Here is a 21535-nt window from a genome sequence, read left to right on the forward strand (position 1 = left end):
GGTCAGCCACATTAAGGCCAGCCTTGCCCCCTTGAGATGGAGTTTCCCCCCGCGATGAGTACCGCAGCCCGAGTAGCCCCGACATTCCCCGACAGCATCTTTCGCGCCTATGACATTCGTGGCGTAGTCCCCAAGACCCTGACCGCCGAAACCGCCTACTGGATTGGCCGCGCCATTGGTTCCCAGAGCCTGGCCCAGGACGAGCCCAACGTATCGGTCGGTCGTGACGGTCGCCTGTCCGGCCCGGAACTGGTGGAACAATTGATCCAGGGCCTGGCCGACAGTGGCTGCCATGTCAGCGATGTGGGCCTGGTGCCCACTCCCGCGCTGTACTACGCCGCCAATGTACTGGCCGGCAAATCCGGGGTAATGCTGACCGGCAGCCATAACCCGTCGGACTACAACGGTTTCAAGATCGTCATCGCCGGCGACACCCTGGCCAACGAACAGATCCAGGCCCTGCACACCCGCCTGAAGACCAACGACCTGACCAGCGGCAAAGGCAGCATCACCAAAGTTGACATCCTGCAGCGCTACTCTGACGAAATCACCGGCGACGTCAAACTCGCACGCCGCCTGAAAGTGGTGGTGGACTGCGGCAACGGCGCGGCCGGCGTGATCGCCCCGCAGCTGCTCGAAGCCCTGAACTGCGAAGTGATCCCGCTGTTCTGCGAGGTCGACGGCAACTTCCCCAACCACCACCCGGACCCAGGCAAGCCGGAAAACCTGGTGGACCTGATCGCCAAGGTCAAGGAAACCGGTGCTGACGTCGGCCTGGCCTTTGACGGCGACGGCGACCGTGTAGGCGTGGTGACCGAAACCGGCGAGATCGTATTCCCGGACCGCCTGCTGATGCTGTTCGCCCGCGATGTGGTGGCACGCAACCCGGGTGCCGAGATCATTTTCGATGTGAAGTGCACCCGCCGCCTCACCCCGTTGATCAAGGAATATGGCGGTCGCCCGCTAATGTGGAAGACCGGTCACTCGTTGATCAAAAAGAAAATGAAGGAAACCGGCGCGCTGTTGGCCGGTGAAATGAGCGGCCACGTGTTCTTCAAGGAGCGCTGGTTCGGGTTTGACGACGGCATTTACAGCGCCGCCCGTCTGCTGGAGATCCTCAGCAAGGAAAAATCCACCGCCGAAGAGCTGTTTCAGACCTTCCCGAATGATATTTCTACGCCAGAGATCAATATCCATGTGACCGAGGAGAGCAAATTCAGCATCATTGACGCACTGCACGATGCGCAATGGGGTGAAGGCGCCCACCTGACCACCATTGATGGTGTGCGAGTCGATTACGCCAAGGGCTGGGGCCTGGTTCGCGCGTCCAACACCACACCGGTGCTGGTGCTGCGTTTCGAGGCGGATACCGAGGCTGAGTTGCAGCGCATCAAGGACGTGTTCCACGCCCAGTTGAAACGTGTTGCCCCTGATCTCCAATTACCGTTCTGATTTTTACCGGAGCCCTGAATGACCCTCGAACGCGAAGCCGCTGCCAACACCGCCAAGGTCCTGTCCGAAGCGTTGCCTTATATTCGACGCTACGTCGGCAAGACGCTGGTGATCAAGTACGGCGGCAATGCCATGGAAAGCGACGAGCTGAAAACCGGCTTTGCCCGCGACATCGTGCTGATGAAAGCCGTGGGGATCAACCCCGTGGTGGTCCACGGCGGCGGCCCGCAGATCGGCGACCTGCTCAAGCGCTTGTCGATCGAGAGTCACTTCATCGATGGCATGCGCGTCACTGACGCGCAGACCATGGACGTGGTGGAGATGGTCCTCGGCGGCCAGGTGAACAAAGACATCGTCAACCTGATCAACCGCCACGGCGGCAGCGCCATTGGCCTGACCGGCAAGGACGCCGAGCTGATCCGTGCGAAAAAACTGACCGTTACCCGTCAGACGCCGGAAATGACCCAGCCGGAAATCATCGACATCGGCCAGGTGGGCGAAGTGATCGGCATCAACACCGACCTGCTGAACCTGCTGGTCAAGGGCGACTTCATCCCGGTGATCGCGCCGATCGGCGTGGGTGCCAACGGTGAGTCCTACAACATCAACGCCGACCTGGTGGCGGGCAAGGTGGCCGAAGCATTGAAGGCTGAAAAGCTGATGCTGCTGACCAACATTGCCGGCCTGATGGACAAGGAAGGCAAGGTGCTGACCGGCCTGACCACCCAGCAGGTGGACGAGCTGATTGCCGACGGCACCATCTACGGCGGTATGCTGCCGAAGATCCGTTGCGCGCTGGAAGCGGTGCAAGGCGGCGTCGGCAGCTCGCTGATCCTGGATGGCCGTGTGCCGAATGCAATCTTGTTGGAAATCTTCACCGATACGGGTGTGGGCACGCTGATCAGTAACCGCAAGCGTCCCTGATTTACAAAGCACCAAAAAACCGCAGTTTCCTACGGCGCCTACGACAATACGTACCCATGTACGGAATATTCGTCAGGCAAAGTAGAATCTGCGGTTTTTTATGCACAATGGAAACGCAGCCTACAACGATGATTACGAAAACGCCGCTGAAGTCTTTTCAGTATTAATGGGTATTTCAACACTCACTGAAAACATCAAAAAGGGTGAAATGCCTCGACTTTTTTCACCGTAATAGCTATTTTCAACATTCGCTGAAAAGGGCTCAATTAATGAAAGAACTCGAAATTCACTCCAGAGATGCGCTGCGAAGCCTCCTGAGCAAGGTACCGATTCTCGAGATTAAAAGCCTCAAAACTATGCCTCCTTCCAAAGGCTGGACTCCCGACTTCATTATCGAGATTAACGCATCAGGCAAATCACGCCCCCTGGTGTGCGAGGTAAAAGCAAACGGCCAGCCCCGATTCATAAACGCGGCCATACTTCAGCTTCGCGACTATGTGAGCGAGCAAAGGCCAGAGGCTACGCCTATTGTGGTAGCACCCTATCTTTCACCCGCAGCAAGACAACTGTGTCGGGAAAAGGGTGTGGGATATCTGGACCTGGAAGGTAATGCCTGGATCTCGTTCGATGGTGTATTCATTGATCACCAAGTAGCTGACAAGCCGCTCTCGGAGCACAGGGAGCTTAAGTCTTTCTTCAAACCGAAATCAGCGCAGATCATACGCACGATGCTTCGGGATCCGGGCCGAGCCTGGCGGGTGGTAGAACTGTGCGAAGCCGCCGGGGTGAGCCTGGGACAGGTCAGCAATGTCCGCACAGCACTACTGAATCGAGAATGGGCAAGAGCGACAAACGACGGCGTATGTCTATCCGATCCTAAAGCGCTCCTGGATGCATGGACCGAAGCATACGAGCCTCCATCAGGAGAGCGTAAGGGCTTCTATACCACCTTACATGGCAGCGCATTGGAAAATGCCGCACGCATCGCTATTGGAGAAAGGAACGGCGGACACGCACTTTTTTCCTCCTTTTCTGCCGCTCAATGGCTCGCACCCTATGCCCGCATCAGCACGAATTACTTTTATGCCGACATTGAAGGGCTAGAAAGACTGGTTAAAGCACTGCAGTTGGTTCCTGCATCAAAGGGAGAGAACGTTGTCATCACTTTACCCAACGACGAAGGACTCCTACTGGACACCGTTGAACCCGCACCGGGCGCCCTGTGCACCAGCCCAGTTCAGACATATTTGGATCTATCTGTTGCAGGAGAGCGCGGAAAGGAAGCCGCCGAATATCTACGACAGGAAAAACTGACATGGTCTCGTTAATCCCTCAAGAACCTCAATCCGCCTCAGATTATGACGACAGAACGACCGCTGCCGTGAAGGCGGTATTAGTCGAGATCGGTCAGATCCTTGGTTCCTTCAAAGGCAAGTTTGCAGTGATCGGTGGAGCGGTGCCTTGGCTCCTGCTGGCGAACGACGATATGCAGCACGTTGGAACCCTCGATGTCGATTTGAGCTTGGACGCAGAGGCTCTCGGTGATGGCGAATACGCGACGTTGATTGAAGCACTGATGGGTAATGGGTACGAACAAAGAGGAGAACTGCGGCGATTCCAGCTCGTTCGCCAGGTTCCCGTGCAAGACGGTGGATCAGCGATAGATGTGATCGTGGACTTCTTGATGCCGCGTGACGCCGAAATCATCCAGAACAAACCTCCCATTCTCAACGACTTTGCAGTTCAACGCGCTGACGGTGCCGACTTGGCGATGCGCTTCTATCAAATGGTTGCCATTGAAGGCTCCATGCCTACGGGTGGCAAAAATCGTGTCGAGGTCGCGGTGTGCTCGATCCCCGCCCTGCTGGCGATGAAGGGATACGCCCTGAACGGAAGGCACAAACAGAAGGACGCATATGACATCTACTACTGCGTCCGTAATTTCCCCGGCGGCATCCAAGCGCTTGCAGGAGAATGTCGATCAGTACTGGAAACCGGGAGTGGAGAACAGGGATTTCAGTTCATCGGCGAAAAGTTTGATATTGCCGAAGGCTATGGCCCAACGGCCGTAAGGCGATTCGTCGAAGACAGCCAGATACTCGGAGATCGCACACCGGACCAATGGCAACAAGACGCTTTCGGGCAGGTTGACGCTTTATTGCGCGCCTTGCGACTGCGGGAGTAGCCACACCCCGAAAAGCCCGAACCGAAAAAAGGCCCCGATCAATTGAATGGAACGGGGCCTTTTTATTGTGGCTGTTTACTGAACGCCGAACTGCTCGCGATACGCCTTGACTGCCGGCAAGTGCTGCTTGAGCTGCGGGTCGTCTTCCAGGAACTGCAACACCTGGTTCAACGACACGATGCTGACCACTGGAATACCGAAATCACGCTCCACTTCCTGGATGGCCGACAACTCACCGTTGCCACGCTCCTGGCGGTTCAGCGCGATCAGCACACCGGCGGCCTTGGCGCCGTCCTGGGAAGCGATGATCTGCATCACTTCACGGATAGCCGTACCGGCCGTGATCACGTCATCGATGATCAATACATCGCCGGTAAGCGGCGCGCCCACCAGGCTACCGCCTTCGCCATGGGCCTTGGCTTCCTTGCGGTTGAAGCACCATGGCAGGTCGCGCCCATGGTGTTCCGCCAGGGCCACGGCCGTTGCAGCCGCCAGGGGGATGCCCTTGTAGGCCGGGCCAAACAGCACGTCGAAGGAAATACCGCTTTCAACGATGGCTGCCGCGTAGAAACGCCCCAGTTGAGCCAGGGCCGAACCCGAGTTGAACAAGCCGGCATTGAAGAAATACGGGCTGGTGCGCCCGGACTTGAGGGTGAACTCACCGAAGCGCAAAACCCCGCGATCGATGGCAAAACGAATGAAATCGCGTTGATACGCCTGCATGAAAAAAGCCTCAGATACCACGGATTTAGCTAATTAGGTAGACGGCGTGTATCATACACGCACGCGATTTTTGGGGCCATTTATGCGGATCATCAGTGTGAACGTTAATGGTATTCAGGCTGCAGTCGAGCGTGGTTTGCTCAGTTGGCTGCAAGCTCAGAATGCCGACGTCATCTGCCTGCAGGACACCCGCGCCTCCGCCTTTGAACTGGACGACCCAGCCTTCCAACTGGATGGCTACTTCCTTTATGCCTGCGATGCCGAAGTGCCCACCCAAGGTGGCGTGGCTTTGTACTCGCGGTTGCAACCCAAGGCGGTCATCAGCGGCCTCGGCTTCGAGACAGCCGACCGCTACGGGCGCTACCTGCAAGCCGATTTCGACAAGGTCAGCATCGCGACCTTGCTGCTTCCTTCGGGGCAGAACGGCGATGAAGACTTGAACCAGAAGTTCAAGCTAATGGACGATTTCGCCCGTTACCTGGATAAACAGCGACGCAAACGTCGCGAGTACATTTACTGTGGCTCGCTGTACGTGGCGCAACAGAAGCTGGATATCAAGAACTGGCGCGACAGCCAGCAATCCCCGGGCTTCCTGGCGCCGGAACGGGCCTGGATGGACGAGATTGTCGGCAACATGGGCTATGTGGATGCCCTGCGCGAAGTCAGCCGCGAAGGCGACCAGTACAGCTGGTGGCCAGACAATGAACAGGCTGAGATGCTCAACCTGGGCTGGCGCTTCGACTACCAGTTGCTGACCCCGGGTCTGCGCCGGTTCGTGCGCAGTGCACGCCTGCCGCGCCAGCCGCGCTTCTCGCAGCACGCGCCGCTGATCGTGGACTACGACTGGACACTGACCATCTAGGGTCTTTATCCAGGCACAAAAAAACCGACATCGCTGTCGGTTTTTTTGTGGGTGTCGATTATTTGACCAGGCGCCAGGTCAAGGGATAGCGATAGACGATCCCTTTGTTGGCTTTGATTGCGCCGATGATCGTCAGCACCACGCTTGCGATGACCAAGGCCGTCATCAGGAAAAACCCAATGACCGCGAAGGCCAGCACGATGCAAATGATCCAGGCGATGGCTACGGTGATCTGGAAATTCAGCGCCTCCTTGCCCTGGTCATCAATGAACGGATCCACTTCTTTTTTCATCTGCCACAGGATCAGCGGCCCCACGACGCTGCCGAAGGGGAATACAAACCCCAGGAACGCCGCAAGATGGCACAACATTGCCCCCTGACGCACCTCGTAGGAAGGCGTAGGCACCGGCATTTGGCTGTCATTCATGGCGCTTCTCCTTGAGGCGTACTCAGTCAGCCAGTGCGGCGTTCTGCAGTTCGAAGATCTCAGTCATGCCTTTCTGGGCCAGGGCCAGCATGGCGTTCAGCTCGGCCGGCTGGAATGGCGCACCTTCGGCGGTGCCCTGCACTTCGATGAAACCACCGGTGCTGGTCATCACTACGTTCAGATCGGTCTCGGCAGCCGAGTCTTCCAGGTAATCCAGGTCCAGCACCGGCTCGCCCTGGTACATACCCACCGATACGGCGGCGATCATCTGCTTCAGTGGGTCGCCGCCTTTCAGGCCGCCGCGCTTCTTGATGACTTTAAGCGCGTCGACCAGCGCCACCATGGCGCCGGTGATGGACGCGGTGCGCGTACCGCCATCGGCCTGGATCACGTCGCAGTCGACGTAGAGGGTCACGTCGCCCAGCTTGGTCATATCCAGGGCCGCGCGCAGGGAGCGCCCGATCAGGCGCTGGATTTCCAGGGTACGGCCGCCTTGCTTGCCACGGCTCGCTTCACGCTGGTTACGCTCGCCGGTGGCGCGTGGCAGCATGCCGTATTCGGCGGTCAACCAACCCTGACCCTGGCCCTTGAGGAAGCGCGGCACGCCATTTTCAACGCTGACGGTGCAGATAACCTTGGTATCGCCAAACTCGACCAGTACGGATCCCTCGGCGTGTTTGGTGTAGTTGCGGGTGATGCGGATCGAGCGGAGCTGATCGGCAACGCGACCACTTGGACGTTTCATAGGGGATACCTGTACTGAGGACGAAAAACTGCCGAGCATTATAGAGCCGCGAGCCGATTCGGGGCACTGCTAAAAATCTGGTTACGAATGCTCAGGGTTTGGGCGCGCTCGTCCCACTGCGCTACAATCCCGCGCCTTCGCAGCCTGTCGGCTTCAATTTACCCATCAGCCCGCTTTCGCGGGACTGCATCGCGAGGTACCTCCATGGTGCACAGCATGACCGCCTTCGCCCGCGTCGAAAAAGCCGGCGTACAAGGCACCCTGAGCTGGGAACTGCGCTCGGTCAACAGCCGTTACCTGGAACCGCACCTGCGCCTGCCGGAATCCTTCCGCGACCTCGAAGGCGCCGTGCGTGAGGCACTGCGCCAGGGCATCTCCCGCGGCAAGCTGGAATGCACCCTGCGTTTTACCGAAGAAACCACCGGCAAGCCGCTGCAGGTAGACCGCGAGCGCGCTGCGCAACTGGTCGCCGCGGCCGAAACCGTCGCCGGCCTGATCAAGCAGCCCGCCGCACTGAACCCTCTGGAAGTACTGGCCTGGCCCGGTGTGCTGGTGGCCGACGCCTCCGATCCGCAAGCCCTCAATGCCGAAGCCCTCGCCCTGTTCACCCAGGGATTGAAGGAACTCAAGGCTGGCCGCGAGCGTGAAGGCGCCGAACTGGCCCGACTGATCAACGAGCGCCTGACGTCGATCGAAGCAGACGTGGTCACCTTGCGCGAGCTGGTACCGCAGATGCTCGCCACCCAACGCCAGAAGGTCCTCGACCGCTTCACCGACATGAAGGCCGACCTCGACCCCGTGCGCCTGGAGCAGGAAATGGTGCTGCTCGCGCAGAAGAGCGACGTCGCCGAAGAACTGGATCGCCTGAGCACCCACATCCTCGAAGTGCGCCGCGTGCTCAAGTCCGGCGGCGCCGCTGGTCGGCGCCTGGACTTCCTGATGCAGGAACTCAACCGCGAAGCCAATACACTGGGCTCCAAGGCTTTCGATCCGCGCAGCACCACGGCGGCGGTCAACCTCAAGGTGTTGATCGAGCAGATGCGCGAACAAGTACAGAATATTGAGTAAGGCACCCTCCATGACCCATAGCACCGGCACCCTTTACATCATTTCCGCGCCCTCGGGCGCAGGCAAGAGCAGCCTGGTCAAGGCCCTGACCGACGCTGACGAGCAGATTCGCATCTCGGTCTCCCACACCACCCGTGCCATGCGCCCGGGCGAGGTGAACGGCGTGCACTATCACTTCGTCGAGCGCACCGAGTTCGTCAAGATGATCGAGCATGGCGACTTCCTGGAGCGCGCCGAGGTGTTCGGCAACCTCTACGGCACCTCGCAGAGCCACCTGCAGCAGACCCTGGACGAAGGCCACGACCTGATCCTGGAAATCGACTGGCAGGGTGCCGAGCAAGTACGCAAGCTGATGCCTCAGGCACGTTCGATCTTCATCCTGCCGCCGTCGCTCGAAGCCTTGCACCAGCGCCTGACGAACCGCGGCCAGGACAGCGACGAAATCATCGAAGGCCGCATGCGTGAAGCCGTCAGCGAAATGAGCCACTACGTCGACTACGACTACCTGATCATCAACGACGATTTTTCCCACGCACTGGATGACCTGAAGGCGATTTTCCGCACCAATCAGCTCCAGCAAAAGCGTCAACAGCAGCGTTTCGGTAAATTACTCGCCGAACTGCTCGGCTGATTGGCTCTTCCCAAAACCGCTGCAAGGGCTTTACATTGGCGCTTGCAGCGGTTTTGCGAGGACCTGCGAAAAATCAGCGCTTCCCTAAACGCTGGTGATTTTTTAAACTGCTCAGTCCGCTCGCCCAACCGGGCAGCGCGCATCTTGCATTCGCTCCGAGGAATACCATGGCCCGCGTAACCGTTGAAGACTGCCTAGAACACGTGGATAACCGCTTTGAGCTGGTCATGCTCTCTACCAAGCGTGCCCGTCAACTGGCCACTGGCGGCAAAGAGCCTCTGGTCCAGTGGGAAAACGACAAGCCTACCGTTGTAGCCCTGCGTGAAATCGCTGAAGGCCTGATGAGCTACGAGTTCATCGCCAACGCTGAAATCGTTGAAGACGAACCGCTGTTTGCAGCGTTCGAGGACGAGTCCAACGAGGCCGTCTAAGCCTATGCCTGGTCGACGTAGCACGGCGCGGGGTCACAGCCTTCGGCAGGAGTTCACACTTTGCCGAGCATAGACGCCCTCGCCGATCGCTTATCGGCCTACCTCGGCCCCGACCAGGTCAACCTGGTCCGCCGAGCGTATTTCTACGCCGAACAGGCCCACGACGGCCAACGCCGCCGAAGCGGTGAGGCGTATGTCACCCACCCCCTTGCGGTGGCAAATATCCTGGCCGACATGCACATGGACCATCAGAGCCTGATGGCCGCGATGCTGCATGACGTGATCGAAGACACCGGCATTGCCAAGGAAGCGCTCAGTGCGCAATTTGGCGAAACCGTGGCCGAACTGGTCGACGGGGTCAGCAAACTGACCCAGATGAACTTCGAGACCAAGGCCGAAGCCCAGGCGGAAAACTTCCAGAAAATGGCCATGGCCATGGCCCGGGACATCCGGGTGATCCTGGTCAAGCTGGCCGACCGGCTGCACAACATGCGCACGCTGGAAGTGCTGTCCGGCGAAAAACGCCGGCGCATCGCCAAGGAAACCCTGGAAATCTACGCGCCCATCGCCAACCGGCTGGGCATGCACGCCATTCGTATCGAGTTCGAAGACCTCGGCTTCAAGGCCATGCACCCGATGCGTTCGGCGCGCATCTACCAGGCCGTCAAGCGCGCCCGGGGCAATCGCAAGGAAATCGTCAACAAGATCGAAGAATCCCTGAGCCATTGCCTGGCGATCGACGAGATCGAGGGCGAGGTCAGCGGCCGACAGAAGCACATCTACGGCATCTACAAGAAGATGCGCGGCAAGCGCCGGGCCTTCAACGAGATCATGGACGTGTACGCGTTCCGCATCATCGTGGACAAGGTCGATACCTGCTACCGCGTGCTGGGCGCTGTACATAATCTGTACAAACCCCTGCCGGGGCGCTTCAAGGACTACATTGCCATTCCCAAGGCCAACGGCTATCAATCGCTGCATACCACGCTGTTCGGTATGCACGGGGTGCCGATCGAGATCCAGATCCGCACCCGGGAAATGGAAGAGATGGCCAACAACGGCATCGCCGCCCATTGGCTGTACAAATCCAGCGGCGACGAGCAGCCCAAAGGCACCCATGCCCGTGCCCGCCAGTGGGTCAAGGGCGTGCTGGAAATGCAGCAACGTGCCGGCAACTCCCTGGAATTTATCGAAAGCGTGAAGATCGACCTGTTCCCGGACGAGGTCTACGTGTTCACGCCCAAAGGCCGGATCATGGAGCTGCCCAAAGGCTCCACTGCGGTCGACTTTGCCTACGCGGTGCACACCGATGTCGGCAACAGCTGCATTGCCTGCCGGATCAACCGGCGCCTGGCCCCGCTGTCGGAACCGCTGCAAAGCGGCTCCACTGTGGAGATCGTCAGCGCACCGGGCGCGCGCCCGAACCCGGCGTGGCTGAACTTCGTGGTCACCGGCAAGGCGCGCACGCACATCCGCCACGCGCTGAAACTGCAGCGCCGCTCCGAATCCATCAGCCTGGGCGAGCGCCTGCTGAACAAAGTGCTCAACGGCTTCGACAGCGCCTTGGACAAGATCGCGCAGGAGCGCGTGCAAGCGATGCTCCACGAGTATCGCCAGGAAACCATCGAGGACCTGCTGGAAGATATCGGCCTGGGCAACCGCATGGCCTACGTAGTCGCCCGCCGCCTGCTGGGTGAAGGCGAACAACTGCCAAGCCCGGAAGGCCCGCTGGCGATTCGCGGCACCGAGGGCCTGGTGCTCAGCTATGCCAAATGCTGCACGCCGATCCCTGGCGACCCGATTGTCGGCCACCTGTCGGCCGGCAAGGGCATGGTCGTTCACCTCGACAACTGCCGCAACATCACCGAGATCCGCCACAACCCGGAGAAGTGCATCCAGCTCTCGTGGGCCAAGGATGTCACCGGCGAATTCAACGTCGAGCTGCGCGTGGAGCTGGAACACCAGCGCGGCCTGATCGCCCTGCTGGCCAGCAGTGTCAATGCGGCCGACGGCAATATCGAGAAAATCAGCATGGACGAGCGCGATGGTCGCATCAGCGTGGTCCAGCTGGTGGTCAGCGTGCATGACCGCGTGCACCTGGCCCGCGTGATCAAGAAACTGCGCGCCTTGACCGGTGTGATCCGCATCACCCGCATGCGTGCGTAGCCTATCCATTACAAGGAGTCATTCATGACCAAGACCGTAATCACCAGCGATAAAGCCCCAGCCGCCATCGGCACTTACTCCCAGGCCATCAAGGCGGGCAACACCGTCTACATGTCCGGCCAGATCCCGCTGGACCCAAAGACCATGGAACTGGTGGAAGGCTTCGAAGCCCAGACCGTACAGGTCTTCGAAAACCTCAAGTCCGTGGCCGAAGCTGCCGGCGGCTCGTTCAAGGATATCGTCAAGCTGAACATCTTCCTCACCGATCTGAGCCACTTCGCCAAGGTCAACGAGATCATGGGCAAGTACTTCGAACAACCTTACCCAGCCCGTGCCGCCATTGGTGTGGCCGCCCTGCCAAAGGGCGCGCAGGTTGAGATGGACGCAATTCTGGTCATCGAGTAAAACACCCGGCGCAACCTCCACAGGCTGCGCCGACTTCGTTTTAAAAGGATTTCATGATGCGCAAAGCGCTTGTAGCCTCTTCGTTGCTCGCCCTGTTGCTCGGCGGCTGCGCCAGCAACCCTGCCAACCAGGATGTGAGCGGCACCTGGATCAACCAGGTCGCCATCGATGCGGCAGCCAAGGGCGGCCCTTTGCGTGAAGCGCTGCAAAGCTATGGCCCGAACCTCGAATGGGAGGTTAACCCCAAGGCTTCGCAGGCACGTTACTACAACGGTTTTGAAGTCGCCGAAGGCAAGTTGCTCGGCGAACAGTCCGGCGCCTGGAGCGTCGACTTCTACGGCAGCTCCGCCACTGAACTCAAGCGCAAAGGCAAGCAACTGCTGCAAGTGGCCAACGATAACGAGCCCGAGCAGCTCTTCGCCCGCGCCAAGGAACCTGCACCGGAAGGTGCGCCGCTGGGCGCCAACTTCGAACGCGCCCTGTATGCAGCCTATATGGGCGGCGACTGGAAGATCACCGACGGCTTCGGCAGCGGCGCCACTGTCCAGTTCCAGCCTGACGGCAAGGTTGCCGGTTTGCCCAATGTTGATCGGTACTCGCTGTGCCTGGCCGGTGACTGTGCCTCCATGAGCGGCGGCTACGACAGCATGTGGCTGCAGCTCAACGGCGTGGGCAACCCGTGGATCTTCGTGCGCAAGGGCAAGCAGTTGGAGATCTTCCAGGCGGTCAACACCGCACAGGCGGACGAAGTGCCTTCGTTTACGCCCGGGCCGCGACAGTGGCTGCTGGAAAAATAGTGATACAGAACGAAGGGGCCCACAGGCTCCTTTTTCTTTAGCCTGCCCCCTGTTTTTCACCCATTGGCAGGTTGTCCTATGCACAAGCCCGTTGCCCTCGGCCTTATCCTGCTGAGCGGCTGCCAACAGATGCCGCCACCCGCCGACATCAACGGACTGTGGATCAACCAGGCCGCCATCGACTCCGCGACCCCAGGCCGGCCCCTGTTGCGCGCCATTGCAGCGCACGGTTTGAATCTTGAGTGGAACATCGACACCCGTGCCGGCAAGGCGCAGTTGAGCAACGCTTTCGAATCAGGCGAAGGTCAATTGTTGCCAAAAGCACCGGGCACATGGACCGTCGACTACGACGGGCACGGCTACGACGAACTGCGGTTGACGAATAATCAACTGATCCAGCAGCCCCAGTCACAACGCCCAGGCCAGGTGTTCAAACGCCCCGCCCAACCACCCAATACTGGCGCCAGATGGGGCACAACCTTCAGGTTCACATTGAATTCAGCCTATATGGCCGGCCGATGGAAAATCCTCGAAGGCCAAGGCACAGGCAACTTCGTCACGTTCGCGGCCGACGGCGCTGTGTCAGGGCTGGGAAGGCACAACCGATACGAGCTTTGCCTGGGAGGCGATTGCGCCACTCAAGGCGCCGGTAATGACACCCTTTATCTGGGCAACGACGAGACCTCGGACGGATGGATTTTTGTCCGTTCCGGTAGACAGCTGGAGATTTTCCAAGCGATCAACCTATCCCGACCAGACCAGATCCCTCATCTCACGCCAGGTCCGCGCCAGTGGTTGCTGGAAAAACAGTGAGTCAAAAGGAGCCCGACTCGGACTTCTCACTCATTCAGCGCTTACCTTCAAGGATCGCAGCATACCCCTCGCGGTAACTCGGGTAGGTCGGCACCCAGCCCAACGCCTTGATACGCGCATTGCTGCACTGCTTGCTGCCCGCTCGCCGCACACTGGCCTCCTCGGACCACTCCGTCACGCCCAGGTAGTCTCGCAACCAAGCCACCACCTCGGCCAGCGGCGCCGGCGCATCGTCGACGCCGATATAAACCTGATCCAGCGAACCGCCCTGCTCTACATGCCGCAGCAGAAACGCGAGCAGGCCCGCCGCATCGTCCGCGTGAATTCGGTTGCCATAGAGAGGCGGGTCGACGGCTACACGGTAGCCTTGGCGCACTTGGGTCAGCAGCCACTCACGGCCCGGGCCATAGATGCCGGTGAGGCGCACGATGCTCGCCGGGATACCGCTATTGAGCGCCACGTGCTCGGCTTCCAGCATCACCTGCCCGGAATAACCTTTCGCCTGGGTCTCGGACGTTTCGTCGACCCATTCGCCATTTTGCTGCCCGTACACACTGCTGCTGGATACAAACAGCAGGTGCTTGGGCTCCTGGCCATAATCCTTCAGCCACTCCAGCACATGCTGCAACCCTTGCACGTAAGCGGCGCGATAACCGGCCTCATCGTGGTCGGTGGCGGCGGCGCAGTACACCAGGTAATCCACCCCGCCGATCGGCCAGGTGTCAGGGCAATCCTTGTTGAACAGGTCGCCGGCAATGCCGATCACCCCGTCGGGCAGGCGTGAAATATCGCGCCGCAGGCCATGAACCTCCCATTCCGAGGCCAGCAATTGGCTAGCCAGCCGACTACCCACATCGCCACATCCGGCAATCACAACAGAAGGCACAGACATCATAAAACTCCGTTCTTAAAGGTCTAGATTAGCCCTCGCAGCAGACCGGCGGCCAGAAAAAGGGCAAATAAAGTTACTGTATTACTTCTGTTAACAAGAATTACTTGCAATAATAACCGCCCATTTGTCCTCGCCCCCTTTGGGTCTGGAAGGACGATCACTCATTTTCTTCTCTCAGGTCCGGCCAGCATGACACGTAATACAACCCCCGCTTCGCCAACCAAGCTTCACAGCCCATCCCGCGCCTGGCGTGCGATTGCTGCGATGCTGTTCAGCGTACTGCTGGCGCCGACCGCCGCATTCGCTGATGCCACCGCCCCGGCTACCCCGGCCGCCGCCGAGCACAATGCTGCGGCTCCAACCGCACCCGCTGCTGCCCCCGCGGCCACCGACCCGGCCCAGGCTGCAACCCCAGCCGCCGCCGACGAAACCGGTGTCGTGCTGGAAGAAGACAACACCCTGGGCATGGCCCACGACCTGTCGCCATGGGGCATGTACCAGAATGCTGACGTGGTGGTGAAAGCCGTGATGATCGGCCTGGCCATCGCGTCGATCATTACCTGGACCATCTGGATCGCCAAAGGCTTCGAGCTGCTGGGTGCCAAGCGCCGTCTGCGCACTGAAATCGTCCACCTGAAGAAAGCCACCACCCTCAAGGAAGCCAGCGAAAGCGCGACCAAGAAAGGCACCCTGGCCAACACCCTGGTGCACGACGCACTGGAAGAAATGCGCCTGTCGGCCAATACCCGTGAAAAAGAAGGCATCAAGGAGCGCGTGGCCTTCCGCCTGGAACGCCTGGTTGCAGCCTGCGGCCGTAACATGAGCAGCGGCACCGGCGTGCTGGCTACCATCGGCTCCACCGCGCCGTTCGTCGGCCTGTTCGGTACCGTCTGGGGCATCATGAACAGCTTCATCGGCATCGCCAAAACCCAGACCACCAACCTCGCCGTCGTCGCCCCCGGCATCGCCGAAGCCCTGCTGGCAACCGCCTTGGGCCTGGTCGCCGCGATTCCTGCGGTAGTGATCTACAACGTCTTCGCCCGTTCGATTGCCGGCTACAAGGCCCAGGTATCGGACGCGTCGGCAGAAGTCCTGCTGCTGGTCAGCCGCGACCTCGATCACCTGCCTACCGAGCGCAGCTCGCAACCGCACATGGTGAAAGTGGGGTAATCGGCCATGGGCCTGCATTTGAATCAAGGCGACGATGAACTCGTCGAGAACCACGAAATCAACGTCACGCCGTTTATCGACGTGATGCTCGTGCTGCTGATCATCTTCATGGTGGCCGCTCCATTGGCCACCGTGGACATCAAGGTTGACCTGCCCGCCTCCAGCGCCAAGCCGGCGCCGCGGCCGGAGAAACCGATCTTCCTCAGCGTCAAGGCGGACCAACGCCTGTTCCTGGGCGAAGAAGAAGTCAAGGCCGAAACCCTGGGGCCGGTGCTCGATGCCAAGACCCAAGGCAAGAAGGACACGACGATCTTCTTCCAGGCCGACAAGGGCGTGGACTACGGTGACCTGATGAGCGTGATGGATGCCCTGCGGGCAGCCGGCTACCTCAAGGTAGGCCTGGTCGGACTTGAGACGGCAGCCAAGAAATGATCACGACGCGCCACAAACTGACGCGTTATGGCACCAGCCTCGCCGTCGTGCTGGGCGTGCATGCCGTCGCGATTGCCATCGCGCTCCACTGGTCAGCGCCGCGCACGGTGCAGTTGCCGCCGGCAGCCATGGTCATCGACCTGGCCCCGATGCCTGCACCGCCGCCTCCGGCGCCGCCGAAAGTGGTAACGCCGCCGCAACCGCCTGCACCGGTGGAAGAGCTGCCCCTGCCGAAACTGGCCGAGGCGCCCAAGCCAACGATCCAGGTGCCCAAGCCGGTCAAGCCCAAGCCTAAACCGCAGCCGCCCAAGCCGGTGGAGAAAAAGATCGAGCCGCCCAAGGAGAAACCCTCCGAGGACCCGCCGAGCGACGCTCCGCCCACCAAGGCACCGGCTGAAAAATCGGCCCAGCCCGTACCTGGCCCGTCGCCGCAACAGATCGCCGCCAAAGCGTCCTGGGAAGGCACCCTGCTGGCACACTTGCAGAAGTACAAGAAGTACCCGCCAGGTGCTCAGGCCCGTGGCAAGGAAGGCCTGAACCGCCTGAAGTTCGTGGTGGATGGCGACGGTAACGTGCTGTCCTACGAGTTGGTGGGCCGTTCCGGCAACGCCGACCTTGACCGCGCCACCCTGGACATGATCCGTCGTGCCCAGCCGCTGCCCAAGCCGCCGGCCGACATGCTCAAGGGCGGCAGCATCGAGATCGTTGCACCGTTCGTGTACAACATCGAGAAACGTCGTCGCTGAAAATGATGGTGGCGAGGGACACCCCTCGCCACTCTCAGCAAAATCCCGCGCATTCCCCGCTCAATCCCCAGCAAAGTTCTGATAACGTGCGTCTATCGATTGCAGCCGGTATGCTTGGCCCGCAACCTCATGGACGCCCGCTATGACTCTTACAGAATTACGCTACATCGTTACCCTCGCCCAAGAGCAGCACTTTGGCCACGCGGCCGAACGCTGCCACGTCAGCCAGCCGACGCTGTCGGTGGGCGTGAAAAAGCTTGAAGACGAACTCGGTGTGCTGATTTTCGAGCGCAGCAAAAGCGCCGTGCGCCTCACCCCGGTGGGCGAAGGCATCGTGGCCCAGGCCCAGAAGGTGCTGGAACAGGCGCAAAGCATTCGCGAACTGGCCCAGGCCGGCAAGAACCAGCTGACCGCACCGCTGAAAGTCGGCGCCATCTATACCGTCGGCCCGTACCTGTTCCCGCACCTGATCCCGCAACTGCACCGCGTCGCGCCGCAGATGCCGCTGTATATCGAAGAAAACTTCACCCACGTGCTGCGCGACAAACTGCGCAACGGCGAGCTGGACGCGATCATCATCGCTTTGCCGTTCAACGAAGCGGATGTGTTGACCCTGCCGCTCTACGACGAGCCGTTCTACGTGCTGATGCCCGCCTCCCATCCGTGGACGCAAAAAGACACCATCGACGCCGGCCTGCTCAACGACAAGAGCCTGCTGCTGCTCGGCGAAGGCCACTGCTTCCGCGACCAGGTGCTGGAAGCCTGCCCGACCCTGACCAAAGGCAACGACGGCGCCAAGCACACCACCGTGGAATCCAGCTCCCTGGAAACCATCCGGCATATGGTCGCTTCCGGCCTGGGCATCTCGATCCTGCCGCTGTCGGCAGTGGACAGCCATCACTACGCCCCCGGCGTGATCGAAGTGCGTCCACTCACGCCACCGGTGCCGTTCCGTACCGTGGCGATCGCCTGGCGCGCCAGCTTCCCACGGCCCAAAGCCATTGAGATCCTCGCCGACTCGATCCGCCTGTGTTCGGTGGCCAAGCCGCCTGCTGCGAGCTAAGCAAACGTATGACTGAGCTGTCGCAGGTGTCGGTGACGGCACTCAAGGGTGTCGGCGAGGCCATGGCCGAGAAGCTGGCCAAGGTCGGCCTGGAAAACCTCCAGGACGTGCTGTTCCACCTGCCCCTGCGCTATCAGGACCGCACTCGCGTGGTGCCCATCGGCCAACTGCGTCCCGGGCAGGATGCCGTGGTCGAAGGCACCGTCAGCGGCGCCGATGTGGTGATGGGCAAGCGCCGCAGTCTGGTGGTGCGTCTGCAGGACGGCACCGGCGGCCTGAGCCTGCGTTTCTACCATTTCAGTAACGCACAGAAGGAAGGCCTCAAGCGCGGCACCCGCGTGCGCTGCTACGGCGAAGCACGCCCCGGTGCCTCGGGCCTGGAGATCTACCACCCGGAATACCGCGCCATTACCGGTGACGAACCGCCGCCGGTGGACACCACCCTCACGCCGATCTACCCGCTCACCGAAGGCCTGACCCAACAGCGCCTGCGCCAATTGTGCATGCAGACCCTGGGCATGCTTGGCCCGCAGAGCCTGCCCGACTGGCTGCCCCTGGAACTGGCCCGCGACTACCAACTGGCGCCGCTGGCCGATGCGATCCGCTACCTGCATCACCCCCCTGCGGACGCCGATGTCGACGAACTGGCCCTCGGTCATCACTGGGCCCAGCACCGCCTGGCCTTCGAAGAGCTGCTGACTCACCAACTGTCCCAGCAACGCCTGCGCGAAAGCATGCGCTCCCTGCGTGCGCCGGCCATGCCCAAGGCCACGCGCCTGCCTGCGCAATACCTGGCCAACCTCGGCTTTGCGCCGACCGGTGCCCAGCAGCGCGTGGGCAATGAAATCGCCTACGACCTCAGCCAGCACGAGCCGATGCTGCGCCTGATCCAGGGCGACGTGGGCGCGGGCAAGACCGTGGTCGCCGCCCTCGCCGCCCTGCAAGCCCTGGAAGCCGGTTACCAGGTGGCGCTGATGGCACCCACCGAGATCCTCGCCGAGCAGCACTTCATCACGTTCAAGCGCTGGCTCGAGCCCCTGGGCCTGGAAGTCGCGTGGCTGGCCGGCAAGCTCAAGGGCAAGACGCGCGCGGCCGCGCTGGAACAGATCGCCGCCGGTGCACCGATGGTGGTGGGCACCCATGCGCTGTTCCAGGACGAAGTGCAGTTCAAGAACCTGGCCCTGGTGATCATCGACGAACAGCACCGCTTCGGCGTGCAACAGCGCCTGGCCCTGCGCCAGAAAGGCGTGGGAGGGCGCATGAACCCGCACCAGTTGATCATGACCGCCACCCCGATCCCACGCACCCTGGCCATGAGCGCCTACGCCGACCTCGACACTTCGATCCTCGACGAACTGCCCCCCGGCCGCACACCGGTCAACACCGTGTTGGTCACCGACACCCGGCGCGTCGAAGTGATCGAACGTGTGCGTGGCGCCTGCGCCGAAGGCCGCCAGGCGTACTGGGTGTGCACGCTGATCGAAGAGTCCGAGGAGCTGACCTGCCAGGCCGCCGAGACCACCTATGAAGACCTCACCAGCGCCCTGGGGGAACTCAAGGTCGGGCTGATCCACGGGCGCATGAAGCCCGCGGAAAAGGCCGCGGTGATGGCTGAGTTCAAGGCCGGCAACCTGCAACTGCTGGTCGCTACCACCGTGATTGAAGTGGGCGTGGACGTGCCCAACGCCAGCCTGATGATCATCGAAAACCCCGAGCGCCTGGGCCTGGCGCAACTGCACCAATTGCGCGGCCGTGTGGGCCGAGGCAGCGCCGCCAGTCACTGCGTGCTGCTCTACCACCCGCCGCTGTCGCAGATCGGCCGCCAGCGCCTGGGCATCATGCGCGAGACCAACGACGGTTTTGTCATCGCCGAAAAAGACCTTGAACTGCGCGGCCCCGGCGAAATGCTCGGCACCCGCCAGACCGGCCTGCTGCAGTTCAAGGTCGCCGACCTGATGCGCGACGCCGACCTGCTGCCTGCCGTACGCGATGCGGCGCAGGCGTTGCTGGAGCGCTGGCCGGATCACGTCAGCCCGCTGCTGGATCGCTGGCTGCGCCATGGGCAGCAATACGGCCAAGTGTGACGCCTGACGCACTTATCCGACCTACAGGTGTATCAAGCTGGTTATACTTCGGTGACTGTAAGAAATTGGATCAGGCCATGTCAGAAGTTGCCCACGCCACAGCCCCACTGACCGCCCCACCGGTCATTCGGGCTTTGCTCGCAAAACTCGCCATCAGCTACACGGAAGTCACCGAACATCCGGGCCTGAATCCTGCGCAAAAAGTCCAGGCCGTCTTGCTGGAAGACGCGGTGGGCGCCCTGATGGTGCTGTTCCCGCAGAACCAGCTGCTGGACCTCAACCGCCTCACCGAACTCACGGGTCGCCGCCTTACGGCCGTGTCACCGGATCGCGTCGCGCGCATGCTGGGCAAGCACGACCTGAGCCTACTGCCGGGCCTGCCGGCACTCACCAGTTCGCCGTGCCTGTACGAAGGCAGCCTGCTCAACGAGCCGAGCCTGCTGGTGCATTCAGGCGAAGCCGGGCTGCTGCTGGAAATCGCCAGCGACGCCTTCAAGACCATGCTCACCAAAGCCAGCGCCGCCCAGTTCGGTGAGCCACTGAGCAACATCCGCCCGAACCTCGACCGCCCGAATGATGACCGTGAGGAAATCACCCAGGCGATGCAGGCGTTTACCGCCCGCCGCATCCAGCAACGCCTGGAAGCGACCATCGAGATTCCACCGCTGGCCGACACCGCCCAGAAGATCATCAAGCTGCGTGTCGACCCCAATGCCACCATCGACGACATCACCGGCGTGGTCGAAACCGACCCGGCCCTGGCCGCCCAGGTGGTGAGCTGGGCCGCGTCACCGTACTACGCATCGCCGGGCAAGATCCGCTCGGTGGAAGACGCCATCGTGCGCGTGCTGGGTTTTGATCTGGTGATCAACCTCGCCTTGGGCCTGGCCCTGGGCAAGACCTTGAGCCTGCCCAAGGACCACCCGCACCAGGCCACGCCGTACTGGCACCAGTCCATCTACACCGCCGCCGTGATCGAAGGCCTGACCCGCGCCATGCCCCGCGCCCAGCGCCCGGAAGCCGGCCTGACCTACCTCGCCGGCCTGCTGCACAACTTCGGCTACCTGTTGCTGGCCCATGTGTTCCCGCCGCACTTCTCACTGATCTGCCGCCACCTGGAGGTCAACCCGCACCTGTGCCACAGCTTTGTGGAGCAACACCTGCTGGGCATCAGCCGCGAGCAGATCGGCGCCTGGCTGATGCGCTACTGGGACATGCCGGACGAGCTGTCCACTGCCCTGCGTTTCCAGCACGACCCGACCTACGATGGGCAATACGCCGAATACCCGAACCTGGTGTGCCTGGCCGTGCGCCTGCTGCGCAGCCGGGGGATTGGGTCCGGGCCGGACGAGACCATCCCGGACGAACTGCTTGAGCGTTTGGGCTTGAGCCGTGACAAGGCTGATGAAGTCGTGGCCAAGGTGCTGGATGCTGAGGTGCTGCTGCGCGAATTGGCCTCGCAGTTCAGCCAGGGCTGAATCTGGCGCCTGTCAGATAGCTATCCAACTCGGTCGACCTG

Annotated in this window: 21 protein-coding genes and 1 pseudogene; 18 read left to right on the top strand and 4 right to left on the bottom strand. The window is 61.1% G+C overall.

Translation table 11 applies throughout. The annotated features are described in order from the left end of the window. Window positions 1-30: 30 nt before the first annotated feature. The 4 genes and pseudogenes from NIBR502773_RS14515 to NIBR502773_RS14530 all read left to right on the top strand — a co-directional run. A pseudogene (locus NIBR502773_RS14515) lies at window positions 31-1452 on the top strand (phosphomannomutase/phosphoglucomutase); the annotation flags it as partial. Between the two features lie 18 nt (window positions 1453-1470). Continuing rightward, entirely contained in the window at window positions 1471-2376 is a 906-nt protein-coding gene (gene argB / locus NIBR502773_RS14520; protein ID WP_015886532.1) for an acetylglutamate kinase, read from the top strand. Between the two features lie 269 nt (window positions 2377-2645). Next, complete coding sequence (locus tag NIBR502773_RS14525) at window positions 2646-3704, top strand: type IV toxin-antitoxin system AbiEi family antitoxin (protein WP_115485477.1); 1059 nt, start codon at window positions 2646-2648, stop codon at window positions 3702-3704. Next, a complete protein-coding gene (locus NIBR502773_RS14530; protein ID WP_115485476.1) occupies window positions 3692-4561 on the top strand; it encodes a hypothetical protein in 870 nt (289 codons plus the stop codon). Before NIBR502773_RS14525 ends, NIBR502773_RS14530 begins: the two co-directional genes overlap by 13 nt. 75 nt (window positions 4562-4636) lie before the next feature. Here the strand turns inward: NIBR502773_RS14530 and pyrE are convergent, their stop codons facing one another. Then, the gene (gene pyrE / locus NIBR502773_RS14535) at window positions 4637-5284 is read right to left on the bottom strand and encodes an orotate phosphoribosyltransferase (RefSeq protein ID WP_027608288.1); all 648 of its coding nucleotides are present in this window, start codon (window positions 5282-5284) and stop codon (window positions 4637-4639) included. An 82-nt stretch (window positions 5285-5366) separates the two neighbouring features. Between pyrE and NIBR502773_RS14540 the strand changes: the two genes are divergently transcribed. Then, a complete protein-coding gene (locus tag NIBR502773_RS14540; RefSeq protein ID WP_003195493.1) occupies window positions 5367-6146 on the top strand; it encodes an exodeoxyribonuclease III in 780 nt (259 codons plus the stop codon). 58 nt (window positions 6147-6204) lie between these two features. Here the strand turns inward: NIBR502773_RS14540 and NIBR502773_RS14545 are convergent, their stop codons facing one another. Together NIBR502773_RS14545 and rph are read right to left on the bottom strand one after the other, a co-directional pair. Next, complete coding sequence (locus tag NIBR502773_RS14545) at window positions 6205-6573, bottom strand: DUF4870 domain-containing protein (RefSeq protein ID WP_115485474.1); 369 nt, start codon at window positions 6571-6573, stop codon at window positions 6205-6207. Between the two features lie 22 nt (window positions 6574-6595). Then, the gene (gene rph, locus NIBR502773_RS14550) at window positions 6596-7318 is read right to left on the bottom strand and encodes a ribonuclease PH (RefSeq protein WP_027608286.1); all 723 of its coding nucleotides are present in this window, start codon (window positions 7316-7318) and stop codon (window positions 6596-6598) included. A gap of 204 nt (window positions 7319-7522) precedes the next feature. Here rph and NIBR502773_RS14555 point away from each other — a divergent pair, with 204 nt between their 5' ends. The 7 genes from NIBR502773_RS14555 to NIBR502773_RS14585 all read left to right on the top strand — a co-directional run bounded on the left by NIBR502773_RS14555 (window position 7523) and on the right by NIBR502773_RS14585 (window position 13629). Next, window positions 7523-8386, top strand: a complete 864-nt coding sequence (locus NIBR502773_RS14555; RefSeq protein WP_141156304.1) for a YicC/YloC family endoribonuclease — start codon at window positions 7523-7525, stop codon at window positions 8384-8386. 10 nt (window positions 8387-8396) lie between these two features. Beyond that, window positions 8397-9017: a guanylate kinase gene (gene gmk / locus NIBR502773_RS14560; protein WP_092355860.1), complete on the top strand. Its 621-nt coding sequence runs from the start codon at window positions 8397-8399 to the stop codon at window positions 9015-9017. Window positions 9018-9184: 167 nt separating this feature from the next. Beyond that, window positions 9185-9448, top strand: a complete 264-nt coding sequence (gene rpoZ / locus NIBR502773_RS14565) for a DNA-directed RNA polymerase subunit omega (RefSeq protein ID WP_003176920.1) — start codon at window positions 9185-9187, stop codon at window positions 9446-9448. A 60-nt stretch (window positions 9449-9508) separates the two neighbouring features. Continuing rightward, the gene (spoT, locus tag NIBR502773_RS14570; protein ID WP_005792489.1) at window positions 9509-11614 is read left to right on the top strand and encodes a bifunctional GTP diphosphokinase/guanosine-3',5'-bis pyrophosphate 3'-pyrophosphohydrolase; all 2106 of its coding nucleotides are present in this window, start codon (window positions 9509-9511) and stop codon (window positions 11612-11614) included. Between the two features lie 24 nt (window positions 11615-11638). After that, the gene (locus NIBR502773_RS14575; RefSeq protein WP_003176922.1) at window positions 11639-12019 is read left to right on the top strand and encodes a RidA family protein; all 381 of its coding nucleotides are present in this window, start codon (window positions 11639-11641) and stop codon (window positions 12017-12019) included. A gap of 56 nt (window positions 12020-12075) precedes the next feature. Further along, on the top strand, window positions 12076-12816 hold the full coding sequence (locus tag NIBR502773_RS14580) for a hypothetical protein (protein ID WP_141156305.1): 741 nt from the start codon (window positions 12076-12078) through the stop codon (window positions 12814-12816). Between the two features lie 78 nt (window positions 12817-12894). Continuing rightward, complete coding sequence (locus NIBR502773_RS14585; RefSeq protein ID WP_141156306.1) at window positions 12895-13629, top strand: hypothetical protein; 735 nt, start codon at window positions 12895-12897, stop codon at window positions 13627-13629. Between the two features lie 34 nt (window positions 13630-13663). Here NIBR502773_RS14585 and NIBR502773_RS14590 read toward each other — a convergent pair whose 3' ends face one another. Beyond that, window positions 13664-14521: an SDR family oxidoreductase gene (locus NIBR502773_RS14590; RefSeq protein ID WP_141156307.1), complete on the bottom strand. Its 858-nt coding sequence runs from the start codon at window positions 14519-14521 to the stop codon at window positions 13664-13666. 189 nt (window positions 14522-14710) lie between these two features. On the opposite strand from NIBR502773_RS14590, the gene exbB reads away from it, so the two are divergent. From exbB to NIBR502773_RS14620, 6 genes are all read left to right on the top strand, one after another. Beyond that, window positions 14711-15691, top strand: coding sequence for a tonB-system energizer ExbB (exbB, locus tag NIBR502773_RS14595; RefSeq protein ID WP_141156308.1), 981 nt, complete (start codon window positions 14711-14713; stop codon window positions 15689-15691). A gap of 6 nt (window positions 15692-15697) precedes the next feature. Then, on the top strand, window positions 15698-16123 hold the full coding sequence (gene exbD / locus NIBR502773_RS14600) for a TonB system transport protein ExbD (protein ID WP_003195519.1): 426 nt from the start codon (window positions 15698-15700) through the stop codon (window positions 16121-16123). Then, entirely contained in the window at window positions 16120-16869 is a 750-nt protein-coding gene (locus NIBR502773_RS14605) for an energy transducer TonB (RefSeq protein WP_027608280.1), read from the top strand. Before exbD ends, NIBR502773_RS14605 begins: the two co-directional genes overlap by 4 nt. 142 nt (window positions 16870-17011) lie before the next feature. Continuing rightward, a complete protein-coding gene (locus NIBR502773_RS14610; RefSeq protein WP_015886540.1) occupies window positions 17012-17932 on the top strand; it encodes a hydrogen peroxide-inducible genes activator in 921 nt (306 codons plus the stop codon). Window positions 17933-17940: 8 nt separating this feature from the next. Next, a complete protein-coding gene (gene recG, locus NIBR502773_RS14615; protein ID WP_027608279.1) occupies window positions 17941-20016 on the top strand; it encodes an ATP-dependent DNA helicase RecG in 2076 nt (691 codons plus the stop codon). 77 nt (window positions 20017-20093) lie between these two features. Further along, entirely contained in the window at window positions 20094-21494 is a 1401-nt protein-coding gene (locus NIBR502773_RS14620) for an aminoacyl-tRNA deacylase and HDOD domain-containing protein (RefSeq protein WP_141156309.1), read from the top strand. Window positions 21495-21535: the final 41 nt, after the last annotated feature.

This window comes from Pseudomonas sp. NIBRBAC000502773, assembly GCF_006517195.1.
Taxonomy (GTDB): Bacteria; Pseudomonadota; Gammaproteobacteria; order Pseudomonadales; family Pseudomonadaceae; genus Aquipseudomonas; species Aquipseudomonas marginalis.